This is a genomic window from Microlunatus antarcticus (genome assembly GCF_014193425.1).
Taxonomy (GTDB): Bacteria; Actinomycetota; Actinomycetes; order Propionibacteriales; family Propionibacteriaceae; genus Microlunatus; species Microlunatus antarcticus.
Window position 1 is genome coordinate 1,622,766 of the sequence record NZ_JACHZG010000001.1, and the last position, 14,627, is coordinate 1,637,392.

The following is a 14,627-nucleotide window of genomic DNA, read 5'->3' on the forward strand; positions in this document are numbered from 1 at the left end:
GCTGGTCGGTCACGGCTCCGCCCTCGGACGACGGTCCGCCTGGTGCTTCTGGTGAACGAGACCCTGCCGGACGGTCTGGTGGTGCTCCAGCGCTTCGGGTTCGGTAGCCGCGAGCAGCTCGCGCCCCTGCCACAGCTGGCCGTTGGGCTCGAGGGCGACGGTGCCGAAGATGAGTGGGCGATCGCTCTCGCCGAGCGGGCCGTGGTCGATGCCGAGCCAGGCAGTGATGACGCGTCGGTCACCGACCGCATCCGAGGCGACAGTGCGGTACTCCTCGTCGCTGTGGAGCTCGACGTAGCGCGCCAAGCTGATGGGCGTGCCTTTGCGGTCGTAGATGGCGATGCCGGTGGTGGGACTACAGGGGACGCTCATCTAGCCTTCGTCTGGTCGGTGGTTGGTCCGGCGCGGACGAGGCCCACGTTCAGCGGAGTGGTCATGCGGGCTCCTTCAGGCTGACGCCCCAGCGCACCGGTCGACGGTGAGGGCTTGCGCTTGAGGCGGCTGGGTGCGACGGCGACGCCGAGCCCGCCGCGGGCGTCGTTGATCAACTGCGCGATCACCTACCCCGACACCGCCTTGCCCTCTCGGGGAGGAACAGGGGAGCGTGCCCGCCTGCTTCGGCCAGTCGGCGCAGGTGCGTCTGCGCGGCCAGGAACACCCGCGCCGGATCGGCCACCGCGACGGCTGCCCCAGCGGTTGCGCTGAGACGCAGCAGACGGACTTCGGTTGAGGAAGGCGACCGCTAGACGAGCACGCAGATCGCCCTCCGCCTCGGCCGACGTTGTCATGGCGCGATCCCAGGGTCGGGTCCGGACACCACCGGGTCGACGGTCGTGGGAGCACAGGGGACAGCGGTCGGCGCGGAGTACGTCTCGTGCGCGTTTGGGGGCTCAGCAACTAGGCGTGCGGTGTCGACGAGGGAGGCGTAGTCGCCGGCCCACGGCAGCAGCCTGAGCGCGATGTCACGAACGGCCCGCGGGATCTCCCCGCGGCGTTCTGCCCCTCTCACCTCGAGGTGAAGCGCGTCCTCGAGGAACAGCGGACGCAGATCGGCGAACCCGTCGGAGGTCCGTCGAGCGAGCTCACGCGCTGCGGCAGCACGCTCGCGGTAGTTGTCGGACGTCGCCAGCCGCTTCACAGCGGTACGCCGCATCCGCTCGTCGCTGGACCGGCAGCCCGCCGAGCGCATCGCCGCCATCAGCAGGTCCAGGTCGGCAGTCATGAGTTCACCGTCGGGCTCGCAAGGATGTCGCGGGCAACGGCCAGCAGCTCCTCGCTGCTGCTACCGGTCCAGTTCGGGAGCAGCGCACCGACGACCTGAACTTCTTCGGCGGTCTGCTCACCGCGCAGCGATGCCGCGTACAGCTCCCGCGCGACAGCGCTTCGCATGAGTAGCTGTGCCGCGTCGGCGTTGCCGCGCTCGGCTTGGAACCGGGCCAACTCGCGCCGGTCTGCCGCTCGGCCTAGCACGTGAGCGACCCACTCGTCCAAGGTGAGACCGGCCTCCTGCCAGGACTCCCACTCCTCCATGTCAGCCCTCGTCCGAGATGTACTTCGACAGCAGCGCGAGCGCCGCCTGCAGCGAGGTGTCGAGCTGCCAGCAGAAGTGCAGGCACATCCACTCCGTCATCTCGGCCGGCCGAAGGTCGTTCCACTCCTCAGACACGCGGGAAGCATCTTGCAGGACCTCATGGGCCTCGGTGTCCAAGGTGCTGTGGCTCTTAGCGAAGAGTGAAGTTGAGCCGGCCTGCGCTGGTGGCGAGTCTGACGGAACCTGCAAATCGAAGTACGTGGCAACTTCCCACTCAGCCGCTTGGAGACGATCACCCGATAGCCGTTGAAGTTCCTTCCCCAAGGCCTCTACCGCTTCGGCAAGGTCGCCTCGATGCGGCTCCAGTGCGATCCACTCGCGTACGTCGGCAGGAGCGTCAACCTGCACTCGGATCTCAAGGTGCACCGCATCATGCTACTCATCGTCTGTCGACTCATCGGCATCACGCTTCTACGTTCGCTGGTGTGCCGCCCACGAAGGTCCAGTTGGGGCGTCGGGCGGAGTTCGGGGCTCGGTTGCAGGAACTTCGCCTTCGGAGCGGGCTGACTCAAGAGCTGCTTGCGCACGAGGCTGGCCTTCATCGCACCTACGTCGGCGGCGTTGAACGGGGTGAGCGAAATGTCTCCCTGGACGCGATCTGGCGACTTGCTGATGCGCTCGCGGTACGACCGGGAGTCTTCTTCGCGCTGGGCCCGGAGTCGTGCGATGTGCAGCCATCGGTAGATGGTGCTGCCCTGACTGAGGCTCCGCCTGAGCCGGTGTGATGCTGACGAGTTGACAGACGATGAGTAGCATGAGGAGGTGCGTCTCGAGATCCGATTGCAGGTCAAGGCCACTGCTGACGACCGTGGGTGAATCGGACTCTCACTGCAGCACGATGCCCCTTGCCGAGGCCATCGCGACACTGAGCGAAGGGCTCCACACCGACTCCGCCTTGCTTCTGCTCTGGCCAACTAGGGTCTGGTCGTCGAGCAAGACCCGCAGCTACGGCGGCCTCCAGTTACGACCTCTTGCCAGGGGCGCCGAGCTGCCAGGCGGGGAGACGGTCAGGTGAGGTACGAGGTCAAGGTGCGACAGCCGCTGCCCGCACTCGACCTCGACGTCGTCTCCCGCGCGTTGGGAGAGGCCGCGCTCGACGTGCGCCCCTCGGCCTACGTGGCATCGCCTAGTATCACCGTTGATGGCCGCATCAACCCCACGACCAGCTACTACCTGTGGTCCCACTGCCGGTCGAGCCCGCATCTAGGCACTGCAAATCGCATCGCCTCCGACCTCCGCCACTGGGTCTCGTTCCTGGTCAACGAGCGGAACTACCCTCCGTTCATCGGCGACCGCGATCCGGTCCTCATGGCGACGGAGGACGACTTCGCTGCCTTCTACCGTCGCTGCCAGTACCCCGAGTCGGCGGCACCCAGCGCCGGTCGAGACCCTGGGGAAGGTGCTATGACCTCCGACAGCTGGCGGGACGTGCGCTCGACGGCCAAGCGGCTCTACGAGCACCTCGACCGGTACTACCAGCACCCCATGCCGTTCGAGGTCGCCCAGGTCGTTCACCAGTCCACCGGTCGGCGCGGTACGACGATCGTCGGCTACCGACCGCGCCGCCGGGCGACGGGGTCCCGCGGGACGCCCATCGACCCCTACTTCGTGCAGGTCCTCCTCCAGGCAGCGCTGCGCGTCGACGCCGAAGGTTGCCAGCACCTCTACCTGGGTGCCGACCGCGACCAAGCCATACTTGCTCTCGGAGTTGCCACGGGCACCAGGCGCAACAATCTCTCGAACATCACCAAGTACGAGGTCCCTCGGTGCGTGAGCCGCGACTTCACGGTGATGCGCGTCGCGGACTTCATTACGAAGGGAGACGCCGGCGGGGACGCGTTTGTCTTCGCCCACTACCTGCCAGCAGTGTGGGACTACCTCGAGGGCCGCCGCGCAGAGCTGACCGCGCAGGCCGGACCGTACGCTCCTGACCAGCCGCTCCACATCGAGTCGGCCGACGACGTCCGTGTCGCGTACAGCGACCCCGCCCATCGCGAGGCGGGCATCCAGACCCGTACCTGGGTCATGAGCGACGAGACCTTTCGGCGGCGGCTGGTCGACGCAGACGGCTCGTCACCTGTCCTCTTCCTGAACGAGTACACCGCGGAACCGCTCAGCTACGACAGCCTGTCCAACATCATCGAGTCTGCTCGCAAGTTCGCTGCCACGCGTATCGATCCGGCGTTCCCGCAGTCCTTCCGACTGCACGACCTTCGCCACACCTACGCAGTCCACCTGCTGCTCGCCGTCTACCACGGGACCATCGCTCGCAACCTACCCGAGCACCGGCGAGGGGACTACACCGTCGACCACCTCTCTGCCGCTCTGGAGCTCGTGAAGGCGTCTCTGGGCCACGCCAGCGAGGACTCGACGAAGCTCTACCTCGCGACCGCTCACCGGTTCATCGGCATCCCGGCCAACGAGTTCGTGGGTGCGCGCTGATGGCGCATCGGACCAGGGGCCACCGCAGCGGCGCCTACGAGATCCTCCAGTTCGTCGGCGTTGACCACCATGCACTCACCATCACCATCAGACACGCGGCTGGCTTCCAGCCCCAGACATTCACCGTTCGGGCCCTCGAGACCCGAGCAGCACACCAGATGCTCGACGCGATGGCGGCCAGCATCCGGGTCAGCCCGACCGCAGACAGACACAGCAACTGGGAGTCGCGTGAGACCGTCGCGCAGGCGACGTGGTTCGCGCAAGTGCTCCTGGCCGAGCTGGACGCACACGGCATCTCCGACTTCAGTCACCGCCGCGTCGACATCCCTTTGCTGCGATCCCTATACAACCCTCTTCAAGAGAACACGCGCAGGAACGCTGTGCACCTTCTGGCCCGGATCATGCGGGCCGAGCACCCGAACGGCCATGCACTGGCTGCCGCGCTCAAGAACACCCGCTTCGCGGTCGAGGAGACCGAGCGGTTTACCTATGATGACGACACCGCCCAGGCGATCGAAGCTGCCGCTAGAGGGGTCTGGTCAACGCACTATGCCGCCTATCGACAGCTCTTCGAGCGGATGGGACACGACGTGCACAAGGCGCGCGGGCGAGGCTGGCTTCACCTGCCCGCGCAGACGTCATCGACGCCTACCGGCGCACCCATCCGCACTGTTGCGCTCCGGCCGCAGGACAGCCCCTCGATGGCGTCTTCGACCACGAGGTGGCCTGGGCCCTGACCCACCCAGAAGCGTTCGGGATCGCGCGCGGGCGTCAGAAGCCGCTGATCAGGCCGAGCCTTCGAGCGATCGGCACCCTTCTGTACCCCGATCGGGCCACCCTCACGGCGGCGCTCATCCTGCATTGCCTGGGGGAGGACAGCGGCTACAACTACGCAGTCCTCATGGAGAAGAGCGTCGACAGCCTCGTGTACATCGGCGAGGACACGGCGCTCGAAGCTAACGTCAAGGCGCGTAATCAGAGCCAGGACACCCGCCCCACAAGCACCGCGTCCATCTTCACGCCGGGCGGGATCGTTGAGGTCCTCACAGCCATCAGCCGCTTCTCCCGGCACGCGCGGCGTCACCTCGTCGACGATGCGGGGGCCCAGCCGCCTATCGTCGGCCGGCTGTACGTCGCCCACGACTCCGAGCCCGCTGAATCGAAGGTCCTGACCAACACGTACCTCCATAACGGCTGGCGCGCTGACGTATTCGCGCATTACTGGACGCTGCAGACCGACCATCAGACGGTCTCGTTGAGGTTCCGGGCTCTCCGCCTCGTAGCTCAAGCCCGCGCGATGAAGGACGGCCTCAAGGCCGACGTTCACGGCCACAGCGAGCGTACGAAGGTCCACTACCTGGCGAACAGCCTTCCAGCGCACACCTTCCATCAGCACGCGACCGAGGCTCAGAACGCCTTTCACGACGACACCGTCGCGGGCTTCAGACACCCGAACGTCAACGACGACCACCCCGCCGCAGCAGCACTCGCCGCAGCAGCCGAGCACGGCACGGTCGCCGACGTCGAGGTGAGTCTCTGCGCCAGCGGCGGGAACGACCCGGTCGAGCCCACGAAGCCCTGCTCGCTGGGAATCGTCGCCTGCTTCGAGTGCCCCAACGGCTACCGGACCGTCGACCAGATTCCCGGGCTGCTCGCGGCCGTCGAACTCACCCACATCATCGAGGACAACAACGCCAACGAGTGGGAGACCGGCGAAGCTTCACAGCTGCGTTTCTTCGCCCAAGCCGCCCTCGACCAATTCCCCCCCCTCGTCATCGGCAACGTCCGCCGAAGCGTCGACCTGACCCCCCACATCCACACGGTCACCGGCATCTACCTGGAGCTTCGCCATGGCTGATGTCAGACACCTCCACCCCTACGCGACCCCCGCCGGGGAGACAAGCCTCTTCGCACCCGAGGACTCGATCCGCCTCTTGATCCCAGGGGGCCTTGACCTCGAAATGGACCCGCTGTTCGGAGACGACAGCTGGGACCTGAGCGGACATGCTGCTTGGACGTCGAAGGCCGGCACTCAAAGAGTCCTCGACGTGAGCCGCTTCTCACCTCGCTGGCGAGTCGCGGTGAAGCACCTGGCGCTTCTGCAGATGCACCCCCAGCTGGCCACCGACCGCGCACCCTGGGAGCCGATGGCGCAGACCTGGACACGCAGCCAAGAAGCCGTCAAGCCGGTAACGGCGCAGGGCAACCTCAAGATGCTGCTCCAAGCGACCTCCATCCTCGACCGCTACAACCTGACCTCGTTCGACGAGGACACCTGGGACCGCATCGTTTTGCTGCTCATCACACCCCAGAACAAGGACGAGAAGCGCGAGGGCGTCACGCTCTCGAGTGCTACCGGCCGTGGCCGCGCGCAACAGCTCAAAGCCCTGTGGGAGGTCTCGCAGATCCTTGGGCGCACCGACCTGCTCGGCCTTGAGGCACCGTTCGACGGGCGCGAATCCACGCAGCTGTACGAGCGGCGTGGGCCTCGCAACAGCGTGCGCCCCGCCGAAGGCGTCGGACAGATGCTCGGGTTCAGCGGCTGGCTCGTTGACAACGCCCTTGAGGACATCGTCGAGACGATCGAGTGGTGGTCGGACAACGCCCAACCGGAACCAGCCGGAAGCCAGCAAGGCAACTACGAAGCCATGCTCGACCTGCTCTGCCAGATCGCGGCAGACCACGACGGCGTACTGCCCGGCGTACGGAACATCAACGGCGGACTCACGCTCGCTCACGGGGCTCTGGGCCGCCTCATCGGCCAGAGGGACGCCGACGAGGCATACCTCGCTGGCCGCTGGGCCATGCGCCAGCTCGGTGATCAGGTGACCTTGTCCGAGGACTTGTCGCCATGTCCGGTCCCGCTCACGAAGGTCGACACCCCAGACGGACCTCTCACCTGGACGCGCCGACTCCTCCCGTCCAGCCACGAACTTGACCTGTGGCACCGCTACGCCGTGTACGCCTGCATGTTTTACCTGTCCTCGACCCTCATGCTCCGCGACAGCCAACTGGCCTGTCTGCCCCTTAACGGCGTCACCGCCGAGACGTTCGACCGCCCCGACGGCACCACCGTCGACCAATACGTGCTCAAGGCCTACAGAACCAAGAACCGACACAGCCCCATCCCGACGAGCGTCGTCGTCAGCGCACGCGTCGCCCGGATGCTCACCCTCCTCCGCCGCCTACAGCAGGCCCTGGCGTACCAGCCCGCATTGGCGCCGACCGGCCAGCCGTTCCTCTTCGACCAGCGTCTCGCCGTGCCTTTTGGGAAGAGTGCTAGAGACGACTCGCGCGACGGGCTTTACCTGGACGCCGGGTTCGACAAGCTCCTGCGTAGAGCCGCCGCGCGCCTGTTCCAGCGCGGCGTCATCACCCGCGGCCTTGACGACGTCCGCGGCAGTGCCCGCCAAGTCCGTATCACCTGCGGTCAGGCGTACGCCTCCCGCGAGCACGGCGCAGCGCTGGCGGCCGCCTACGGGCAATGGGACAGCCGCCAAGTTGCAGCCGGCTACATCGGCGATGTCTACAAGCGCCTCATCACCCCGGTCGACCCCGAGGACGTCGACGACGAGATCCTGATCAGTAAGGGCGAAGCCGTCATCGCCGCCCGGAACCAGCGCCACACGCTCACAGGACGTGGCCTGCCACGCCTGGACGAGGCGCTCGACCGTGCAGAGGCCAAGCTTGCCAACCCCTCCCCACTCACGCCGGCCCGCAAACGGGCACTGGGAAAAGCCAACCGCAACATCCACCAGGGCACCCTGACGCTCTGCCTCTGGCAGAGCGAGGGAGCACTATGTGGCGGCAAAGCCGGCCCGGACTTCGCCAGATGCGCACCCGGAGCTTGCCGGAACTCAGTCATGACGCCCGGCAACCGAGCTCGCTACGAGCTGATGAGACGGCAGTACCTGACACCCGACACCGCAGTTGGGCGCCGCGGAGCCGCAAAGCTCGATCAGCTCAACCCAGACATCTCGCTCGAGTTCGCCGCAAGCACTGATGACGATCTCCGCGACATGGTCAAGCAGCAGTACGAGCAGTGGGTCGCCGCGAAGCTGACGGTCGAATCGTGAACGACGACGGCATCGACGCTCTCATCCGGGCGGCACGTCGAGTCGCTGCAGGGGAGAGGCTAACCGGCGACCTTCTCACGCAAGAGAAGGTGCCCGCACGGCTCAGGCTGCTGCTCGCTGCCACAGCGCTGACGGCGGCCAACCTGCCGGTGAGCAAGCGCGCCATCGTCGACGCGGCGCCAGCCGCCTGGTCCGCCACGTATCGCAACCACGCCGAGCTCCTCGAGGACATCAAGGCTCTGGTGCCCGACCTGGTAGCGGCCCAGCTGTCCCTCGTGGGGGAGATGCCGACCGGCACGGACCTCCGACGCCAGCTCGACCAGGCGAACGCGAGCATCGAGAAGGAGCGCGGCCTCCGGGCAGAACTCGAGGAGGAGGTGCGGCAGCTTCGCGAGTACGCGCTGACCCTTCACCTTCGCGCTAAGCCGGAGTACGACGCCATGATGGCCGAGCGGCAGCAGAAGGTTCGACTCCTGAGGCCGGTAGGCGACGACAGGGACGGCTAAGGCTCAGCGAACGGGAAGACGCAAGGCGAGCATCAGGAGAAGGTCCGCCACCAGCGTCTTGCGGAGACAGCAAACCGACTCTGCTGGGCTGAGACCTGGAGGCCGAGCTAGTCCTAGGAAGGCCGCAGCGCGCGGCGGATGTGGTCCCGACGTCACCAGGGAACGCGATGTCAGCGCCAGCCGCGTCGCCCATCCGCTGCGGGCAGCGCCTCACCCGGCTGAGCGCGCACGATCGCATCGACCGCTGCAACGTCGAGGTCGAGTTCTCCACCGTCCTTGGGCGGCTCGCGTCGTCGAGGCCCTCCATCAGTCGGCCAGCTCTGGAGCCCGTCGGCGATCAGCTCGGCCGTGTGGCCGCTGACCGAGCGATCCCTTGCCAGCAGCGGTCAGGAGAAGCGTTGGAGAAGAGGTCTCCCCCATGCTGAACGCGGTGCGCGGGGCTTCGAGATCGGCGACACTTGCCCTCGGTTCTGAGGCGGAGGTGAGCTGGTGGAGTCGGGTGGTTCTTCCTCGCTGGACGAGGTCCGGGACGGGCGTCCGCTGCGACGGCTGGGGTTGGTCTCCGCGGCGGGGCTGGTCGCCGCGGTCGTCGTCTTGACGGTGCACGAGCTGCGGCATGATCCGGGCGATCAGGCGTGGGCCTGGTTGCCGCTCGTCCGGATGGGTGCTGTCCTCGCGTCCCTGCTTCTGCTTGGAGCCGTGCTCGGTCTGTGGAGCCGACGAGTGGCGCGTCCGCGGAAAGGGTCGCGTCCGCTTGGGGCGCAGCGAGACGTGAGCCGCGCCGCCCCGGAGAGGGAAGCTCAGTAGGGGCCGGAAACTCGCCTCGCGTCTCTGCGTGCCGGCAGGCGTGGCTGCGGAGCGTGGGCTGTTCGTGTCTGGAGGCCGCGGCCCAGCAGGGTGGCGATCAGGGCGAAAGCGGCGAAGCCGGCGATGTCGACGGCGGCGTTGGCCCAGCTGAGCGTGTTGACGGCGCGTAGTCCGGCGACGCTGCCGGTGAGGGCGGCGCTGCCGTAGGCGAGCAGGTTGTTGGCGGTGTGTGCGGCGATGCCTGCCTCGAGCCCGCCGGTGCGCCACACGAGCAGGGCGGCGAGCATGCCGAAGGCGAAGCGGTCGAGGAACAGCGGCAGGCTCTGGCTCCCGTGGAAGAGGGCGAACAGCAGGGCTGAGACGACGACCCCGAACCAGGGCGTGGCGAGGAGGCTGCCGAACGCTTGGAGGAGGTAGCCGCGGAACAGGTACTCCTCGGCGGCGGCCTGCAGCGGTGAGGTGATCGCGATGACGAGCAAGAACGCCACCAGCTGCCGCTGGGGCTGCGGTGGGGTCGTGGTGTCGGGGCTGAGGGTGCTGCTGAGGAGCAGCACGCCGCCGAGCACGACGAGGGCGATGGCGGCGCAGGCCAGCAGGTAGCGCCAGCGAAGGCGCGGTTGGACGGAGCTGAGCCAGTGCGGTCGGACGCGGTGAGCGGCGTAGAGGGTGAAGGCGGCGATCAGGGTGAGGCTGGCGAGGCCGAGGTTGGACGCGAGCATCCCGATCGGGTGCTCCAGGCGCCGGCCGGCTGTCTGGTAGTCGGCGAAGGAGACGGCGGGCCGTTGGAGCAGGTAGCCGACTCCCAGGACCGTGGAGGAGACCAATGGGACCACGAGCAGGTAGAGGGCCAGCGCCATCACGATCCCGAGGATCGCGTGCCAGGCGGGCTGGCCGAGCCCGCGTAGGACCGACGGGTACGGCACGCCCACGCGCGGTTCGACGACGAACGGGATCGGGCGTGCCTGCTCGTGGGTCCGGGCTGCACCGCGCCGACGAGGGGGCGGGGATGTGGGGCGGCGCCGGTTCATCGGGCGAACAGCAGCAGCAGGGCCAGGCCGGTGTAGCCGATCATGACGGCGACCATCGGGGCTTGGTTCACAGCGGCCCGCCCGGTCGGGGAGACCTCGACGGCGCGGTCGTGGGCGGCCATGATTCCGCCGAGGTGACCGATGACGACCGCACCCGCCTGAACGACGGCGATGACGGCCGGGTAGGCGGCCAGCGCGTAGCTGACGTCGAGGGACGCGGTGCCGAACACGTCCCATCCGCGGCTCAGCGGGTCGCTCCACAATGCCAACGTGCGTTGGCCCTCGAAGGCGAACAAGGTCAGGTAATGGGCGGTGACGTAGCCGAGGGCGATCGGCAGCAGGGCATGGACGAAGACCAGCGGTTCCCCGGCGAGCGGGGCGCGGACCAGCCGGCCGCCGATGCGGGCGGCGAGGACGAAGGTGGCCGCGGTGACCGCGACGAGGAAGACGAGGGTGACGCTGGCCGCGACGATCGGGCGGACCGGTTGTGCCTGGACCCAGCCGATCCAGGCTGTCGAGTTCGACAGCCCGTCGAACGCGGTCGACCCGATGAGCACGGTGACGAAGGCGACCGTGCCGGAGCGGGGGACGAACTGGGACAGGTTGGTCAGGGGCGAGGAGACGGTGAGCACCCCGGAGCCGTTACGGCCCCACACCGACAGCCGGGCCATCAGGCTGGCATAGACCTCGAACGGGTCAGCAGCGGCGAACCAGCGCTGCCCGAACAGCACCGCACCGCACGCCATGACCGCGGTGTAGGCGGCCACGGCGAGCAGCAGGACGGGGATGGTGGCGCGGTCGGGGGCGACGAGCTCGAGGTAGACGAACCCGAACAGCCCGGCCACCGCGGGCCACACCCCGACCGGGGCGGGCAGGTCGAGGGCGCCGCGGGCGGGATCGACCCGCACGGCGCGGCAAAGCAGGAGGTGCAGGGTGCGGAGCGGGTTCAGCAGCGGCCACACGCGCCCGAGCAGCAGGGACAGCGGAACCAGCCCGATCCACACCCACACGTACACGAAGCCGAAGACCGGGTTGGTCAGGTCGTCCGCCCCGGCAAGGAGAGCCCACGCGGCCCAGGCACCGATGGCCAGGCCGACGCCGCGGACCGTCCACCGCACGACCGGCCGGTCGACGAGTCGGGTCAGCCGCGGCAGTGCCCTGGTCCCGGCCCCGGTGAAGCGGGTCGCCCGCCAGGTGAAGGAGAGCACGACGAAGGACGCCAGCACAGCCAGCATCGCCCCGACCACGACCACCTCGAACGGGACGGGGAGGTCTTGTCGGCCGCCGATGCCGTGCAGGGGGACCATCACCGTCTCCCGAGGCGGTGCGGACGACGCGCAGGGCTCACGCCACAGACAGCTTCGCGACGAGGAGCTCGGTCTCGTGGGTCTCGACCTCGAAGACGCCCTTCACGTCGGCGATGAAGCTCACCGACGCGGTCTGGCCTGGCGGAAGGTCGAGGGTCTTGTCGTAGCCGTGGACGTGGATCGAGTCGGCGACGTCGCTCGTGGCGGTGATCGTGACCGTCTGACCGGCCTTCACCGGAGTGGTCTGCAGACGTGGTTGGACCCGGCCGCCGCTGACCTTCACCGACACCACGACCGCGCCGGCCACCGGGCTTCCGGCGGCGGGCGTTCCCGGCTGGGTCGTCGGCGAGGTCGTGGCCGAACTGCTGGCAGCGGGGGGAGCGCTGCCTGCAGATGACGGCTGGTCGGCCGGGGTGGTGCTCGTGCCGCAGCCGGAGAGGAGCACGCCGAGCGCGCTCAGCAGGATCGGTGCGGCGATGGCCTTGAGGGGGACGCGCATCAGGTGGGGCCTTCCAGGAGATTCGGGGACGACGGGCTGGGTCCTGCCAGCCATGCGCCTGTGGCGCCGACAGGGAGGGGCCGGCCGGGTGCCGCCCGTGTCTACGGGGCGGGCAGGCGTCCTCAGCGCGGGAGCCTGGCTCTGCCGAGCGGCACAGCACGCGCGCCGAGGCACTCGGCCACCCCATGAGGCTTGTGCTGAGGACAACGGTCAGACGTGCTGGATCGTTTCGTGGTCCTGGTGGCCGATGGGTTCGAGCTGGAAGGTGCAGTGCTCGACCTCGAAGTGGTCGTCCAGGCACGTCCCGAGGTGGTCGAGGACTTCGCCGGAGCGGCCGGCGCGCCACCATTCGTCGGTGACGACGACGTGGGCGGACAGCACCGCCGACCCGCTGGTGATGGTCCAGGCGTGCAGGTCGTGCACGTCGACCACCCCGGGGGTCTCGGCGATGTGGCGGCGGACCTGGTCGAGGTCGACGCCGGGCGGGGTGCCCTCGAGCAGGACGTGCACGACGTCGCGCAGCAGCAAGACCGCGCGCGGCACGATGAGGCAGAAGATCAGGATCGAGGCGAGAGAGTCGGCGCGGGTGTAGCCGGTCAGCGCGATCACCACGGCGGCCACGATGACCGCGATCGAGCCGAGCAGGTCGCCCAGCACCTCGAGGTAGGCGCCGCGAAGGTTCAGGCTCTCGTCCTTGCCACCCCGCAGGATCAGCAGCCCGACGACGTTGGCGACGGCGCCGCCGATGGCGACGAGCAGCATCAGGGTGCTGGAGATGTCGGCCGGCTGGTTCCACCGCCGGACCGCCTCGACCAGGACCCACACCGCGATCCCGGTCAGCAGCATCCCGTTGACCATCGCGGCGAGGATCTCGGCGCGCTGCCAGCCGAACGTGCGGCTCGAGGTCGCCGGTCGCGCAGCCAGCGAGGTCGCGATCAAAGCGATGACCAGGCCGGTGGCGTCGGTGAGCATGTGCCCGGCGTCGGCGAGCAGGGCTAGCGAGCCGGACGCGAGTCCGCCGATGACCTCGGCCACGAACACGGCGGCGGTGATGCCGACCACCAGGACCAGGCGCCAGCGGTGCTTCCCGGTCGCCGTCGACGCGCCGTGGTCGTGACCGTGGCCGCTCACGAGCGGCCTTGGCTGAAGCGCGAGATCGTGGGGTCGTCGTGGGTCTCGCCAGTGTGGTCGATCTGGGGGCACAGGGTGACAGCGTCGCCGGTGGCGGCGAGGACCCGTTCGGCGGCGCTGAGGAGGTCCATCAGCTCGGTCGCCACGGCCAGGGAGTAGACCGACGAACGCCCGACGGTGCGGGCCTGGACCAGGCCGCAGTCGCGCAGGCAGGCCAGGTGCGTCGACGTCGTGCTCTGCGCCAGCCCGACGTGCTCGGTCAGGTCCACGACGCGGTGCTCGCCCAGCGCCAGGTGCAGCAGGATCCGGAGCCGGGTCGGGTCGGCCAGGCTCCGGAACAGGCAGACGGCCGCAGATGAGTCCGGCTCGGCCGCCTGCCCGGCAGCTTCCGCGAGCTGCGGTTCTTGTTCAATCGACACGAGACGATGACATCGCACCTGCTAGGTTGCCGTCAAATCATCGCCTGAAGGCGATGTGATCGATGGAGGCTGAACCGTTGGACCAGGTAGCGAAGGCGGCTCTCTACGTCAGCCTCCCGGTGTTCGCCGCCCTGCTCGGGTCGCTGATCGCTCTCGTGCGGCGGCCCAGCGCCGCGGTGGCGAGCGGGATCCAGCACTTCGCCGCCGGGGTGGTGATGGCGGCACTGGTCGGCGAGGTACTTCCCGCGCTGCGTGAGCAGGGCCACCTGCCCTGGGTTGTCGGAGGGTTCAGCGCGGGTGTCGCGCTGATGCTCACCCTGGGCGCGTGGAGCCGTCGGATCGAGGCGCGGCGGACCAGCCTCGCCCGGAGCGAGGCCTACGTGCTGCCGGTCGGGCTGCTCGCCGCGGTCGGCGTGGACCTGCTCATCGACGGCGAGCTCGTTGGGCTCGGCGTGACCCTCGGGTCGACCACCGGTCTGATCATCACCCTCGCCCTGACGGTCGAGATCTTGTTCTTGTCGTTGTCGGTGGTCGCCGAGCTCACCGACGCCGGCGTGCCCCGCGGGCGGTCGGCGCTCATCACGGTGGGGCTGGGGCTGCTGACCGGCGTCGGCGCCGTTCTCGGCGCAGCACTCCTCGGCGGGGCCAGCCACGAGGTGCTGGCCGCGGGTCTCGCCTTCGGCACGGCTGCGCTGCTCTACCTCGCCGTCGAGGAGCTCCTCGTCGAGGCCCACGAGGAGCGCGAGACCACCGTCCTTAGCGCCATGTTCTTCTTGGGCTTCCTGATCATCTACGTCCTCGGAGAGGTCGCAGCATGAGCT

The 14,627-nt window shown here is 68.5% G+C and carries 17 protein-coding genes; 7 read left to right on the top strand and 10 right to left on the bottom strand.

The window, feature by feature from the left end; genetic code table 11:
* Positions 1 to 9 precede the first annotated feature (9 nt).
* The 5 genes from FHX39_RS07505 to FHX39_RS21725 all read right to left on the bottom strand — a co-directional run bounded on the left by FHX39_RS07505 (position 10) and on the right by FHX39_RS21725 (position 1,666).
* Entirely contained in the window at positions 10 to 372 is a 363-nt protein-coding gene (locus tag FHX39_RS07505; RefSeq protein ID WP_183337486.1) for a hypothetical protein, read from the bottom strand.
* Positions 369 to 560: a hypothetical protein gene (locus FHX39_RS07510; protein ID WP_183337487.1), complete on the bottom strand. Its 192-nt coding sequence runs from the start codon at positions 558 to 560 to the stop codon at positions 369 to 371. Before FHX39_RS07510 ends, FHX39_RS07505 begins: the two co-directional genes overlap by 4 nt.
* Positions 561 to 784: 224 nt before the next feature.
* Positions 785 to 1,222 carry a hypothetical protein gene (locus FHX39_RS07515; RefSeq protein ID WP_183337488.1) on the bottom strand — a complete coding sequence of 146 codons (438 nt, stop codon included), beginning with the start codon at positions 1,220 to 1,222 and terminating at the stop codon, positions 785 to 787.
* Complete coding sequence (locus FHX39_RS07520) at positions 1,219 to 1,530, bottom strand: hypothetical protein (protein ID WP_183337489.1); 312 nt, start codon at positions 1,528 to 1,530, stop codon at positions 1,219 to 1,221. The genes FHX39_RS07515 and FHX39_RS07520 overlap by 4 nt, the downstream gene beginning before the upstream one ends.
* A gap of 1 nt (position 1,531) precedes the next feature.
* Positions 1,532 to 1,666 carry a hypothetical protein gene (locus tag FHX39_RS21725; RefSeq protein WP_269778510.1) on the bottom strand — a complete coding sequence of 45 codons (135 nt, stop codon included), beginning with the start codon at positions 1,664 to 1,666 and terminating at the stop codon, positions 1,532 to 1,534.
* A gap of 350 nt (positions 1,667 to 2,016) precedes the next feature.
* On the opposite strand from FHX39_RS21725, the gene FHX39_RS07525 reads away from it, so the two are divergent.
* The 6 genes from FHX39_RS07525 (at position 2,017) to FHX39_RS07550 (ending at position 8,615) form a co-directional block, all read left to right on the top strand.
* Positions 2,017 to 2,316: a helix-turn-helix domain-containing protein gene (locus FHX39_RS07525; RefSeq protein WP_332836718.1), complete on the top strand. Its 300-nt coding sequence runs from the start codon at positions 2,017 to 2,019 to the stop codon at positions 2,314 to 2,316.
* Between the two features lie 286 nt (positions 2,317 to 2,602).
* The gene (locus FHX39_RS07530) at positions 2,603 to 4,033 is read left to right on the top strand and encodes a site-specific integrase (protein ID WP_183337490.1); all 1,431 of its coding nucleotides are present in this window, start codon (positions 2,603 to 2,605) and stop codon (positions 4,031 to 4,033) included.
* Positions 4,033 to 4,770, top strand: coding sequence for a hypothetical protein (locus FHX39_RS07535; RefSeq protein WP_183337491.1), 738 nt, complete (start codon positions 4,033 to 4,035; stop codon positions 4,768 to 4,770). The genes FHX39_RS07530 and FHX39_RS07535 overlap by 1 nt, the downstream gene beginning before the upstream one ends.
* Positions 4,755 to 5,891, top strand: a complete 1,137-nt coding sequence (locus FHX39_RS07540) for a hypothetical protein (RefSeq protein WP_183337492.1) — start codon at positions 4,755 to 4,757, stop codon at positions 5,889 to 5,891. The genes FHX39_RS07535 and FHX39_RS07540 overlap by 16 nt, the downstream gene beginning before the upstream one ends.
* Before the next feature lie 190 nt (positions 5,892 to 6,081).
* Positions 6,082 to 8,109 (top strand): hypothetical protein, encoded by a 2,028-nt coding sequence (locus FHX39_RS07545; RefSeq protein ID WP_183337493.1) that lies wholly within the window; start codon positions 6,082 to 6,084, stop codon positions 8,107 to 8,109.
* Positions 8,106 to 8,615 (top strand): hypothetical protein, encoded by a 510-nt coding sequence (locus FHX39_RS07550; RefSeq protein WP_183337494.1) that lies wholly within the window; start codon positions 8,106 to 8,108, stop codon positions 8,613 to 8,615. Before FHX39_RS07545 ends, FHX39_RS07550 begins: the two co-directional genes overlap by 4 nt.
* Before the next feature lie 800 nt (positions 8,616 to 9,415).
* On the opposite strand, the gene FHX39_RS07555 is transcribed toward FHX39_RS07550, so the two are convergent.
* From FHX39_RS07555 to FHX39_RS07575, 5 genes are all read right to left on the bottom strand, one after another.
* A complete protein-coding gene (locus tag FHX39_RS07555; protein WP_183337495.1) occupies positions 9,416 to 10,351 on the bottom strand; it encodes a CPBP family intramembrane glutamic endopeptidase in 936 nt (311 codons plus the stop codon).
* 95 nt (positions 10,352 to 10,446) lie between these two features.
* Positions 10,447 to 11,757 (bottom strand): hypothetical protein, encoded by a 1,311-nt coding sequence (locus FHX39_RS07560; protein ID WP_183337496.1) that lies wholly within the window; start codon positions 11,755 to 11,757, stop codon positions 10,447 to 10,449.
* 37 nt (positions 11,758 to 11,794) lie between these two features.
* Positions 11,795 to 12,256 carry a cupredoxin domain-containing protein gene (locus FHX39_RS07565; RefSeq protein ID WP_183337497.1) on the bottom strand — a complete coding sequence of 154 codons (462 nt, stop codon included), beginning with the start codon at positions 12,254 to 12,256 and terminating at the stop codon, positions 11,795 to 11,797.
* A 210-nt stretch (positions 12,257 to 12,466) separates the two neighbouring features.
* Positions 12,467 to 13,387 (bottom strand): cation diffusion facilitator family transporter, encoded by a 921-nt coding sequence (locus FHX39_RS07570; RefSeq protein WP_183337498.1) that lies wholly within the window; start codon positions 13,385 to 13,387, stop codon positions 12,467 to 12,469.
* Positions 13,384 to 13,806 carry an ArsR/SmtB family transcription factor gene (locus FHX39_RS07575; protein ID WP_456299345.1) on the bottom strand — a complete coding sequence of 141 codons (423 nt, stop codon included), beginning with the start codon at positions 13,804 to 13,806 and terminating at the stop codon, positions 13,384 to 13,386. Before FHX39_RS07575 ends, FHX39_RS07570 begins: the two co-directional genes overlap by 4 nt.
* Positions 13,807 to 13,883: 77 nt before the next feature.
* On the opposite strand from FHX39_RS07575, the gene FHX39_RS07580 reads away from it, so the two are divergent.
* Entirely contained in the window at positions 13,884 to 14,624 is a 741-nt protein-coding gene (locus FHX39_RS07580) for a ZIP family metal transporter (RefSeq protein WP_198423295.1), read from the top strand.
* The last annotated feature ends 3 nt before the right edge of the window (positions 14,625 to 14,627 follow it).

What these genes read in the sequence shown, in the direction of transcription:
- FHX39_RS07505 (WP_183337486.1), bottom strand. Translation starts at nt 372, where the DNA reads ATGAGCGTCCCCTGTAGTCCCACCACCGGCATCGCCATCTACGACCGC.
- FHX39_RS07515 (WP_183337488.1), bottom strand. Translation starts at nt 1,222, where the DNA reads ATGACTGCCGACCTGGACCTGCTGATGGCGGCGATGCGCTCGGCGGGC.
- FHX39_RS07520 (WP_183337489.1), bottom strand. Translation starts at nt 1,530, where the DNA reads ATGGAGGAGTGGGAGTCCTGGCAGGAGGCCGGTCTCACCTTGGACGAG.
- FHX39_RS07535 (WP_183337491.1), top strand. Translation starts at nt 4,033, where the DNA reads ATGGCGCATCGGACCAGGGGCCACCGCAGCGGCGCCTACGAGATCCTC.
- FHX39_RS07560 (WP_183337496.1), bottom strand. Translation starts at nt 11,757, where the DNA reads ATGGTCCCCCTGCACGGCATCGGCGGCCGACAAGACCTCCCCGTCCCG.
- FHX39_RS07565 (WP_183337497.1), bottom strand. Translation starts at nt 12,256, where the DNA reads ATGCGCGTCCCCCTCAAGGCCATCGCCGCACCGATCCTGCTGAGCGCG.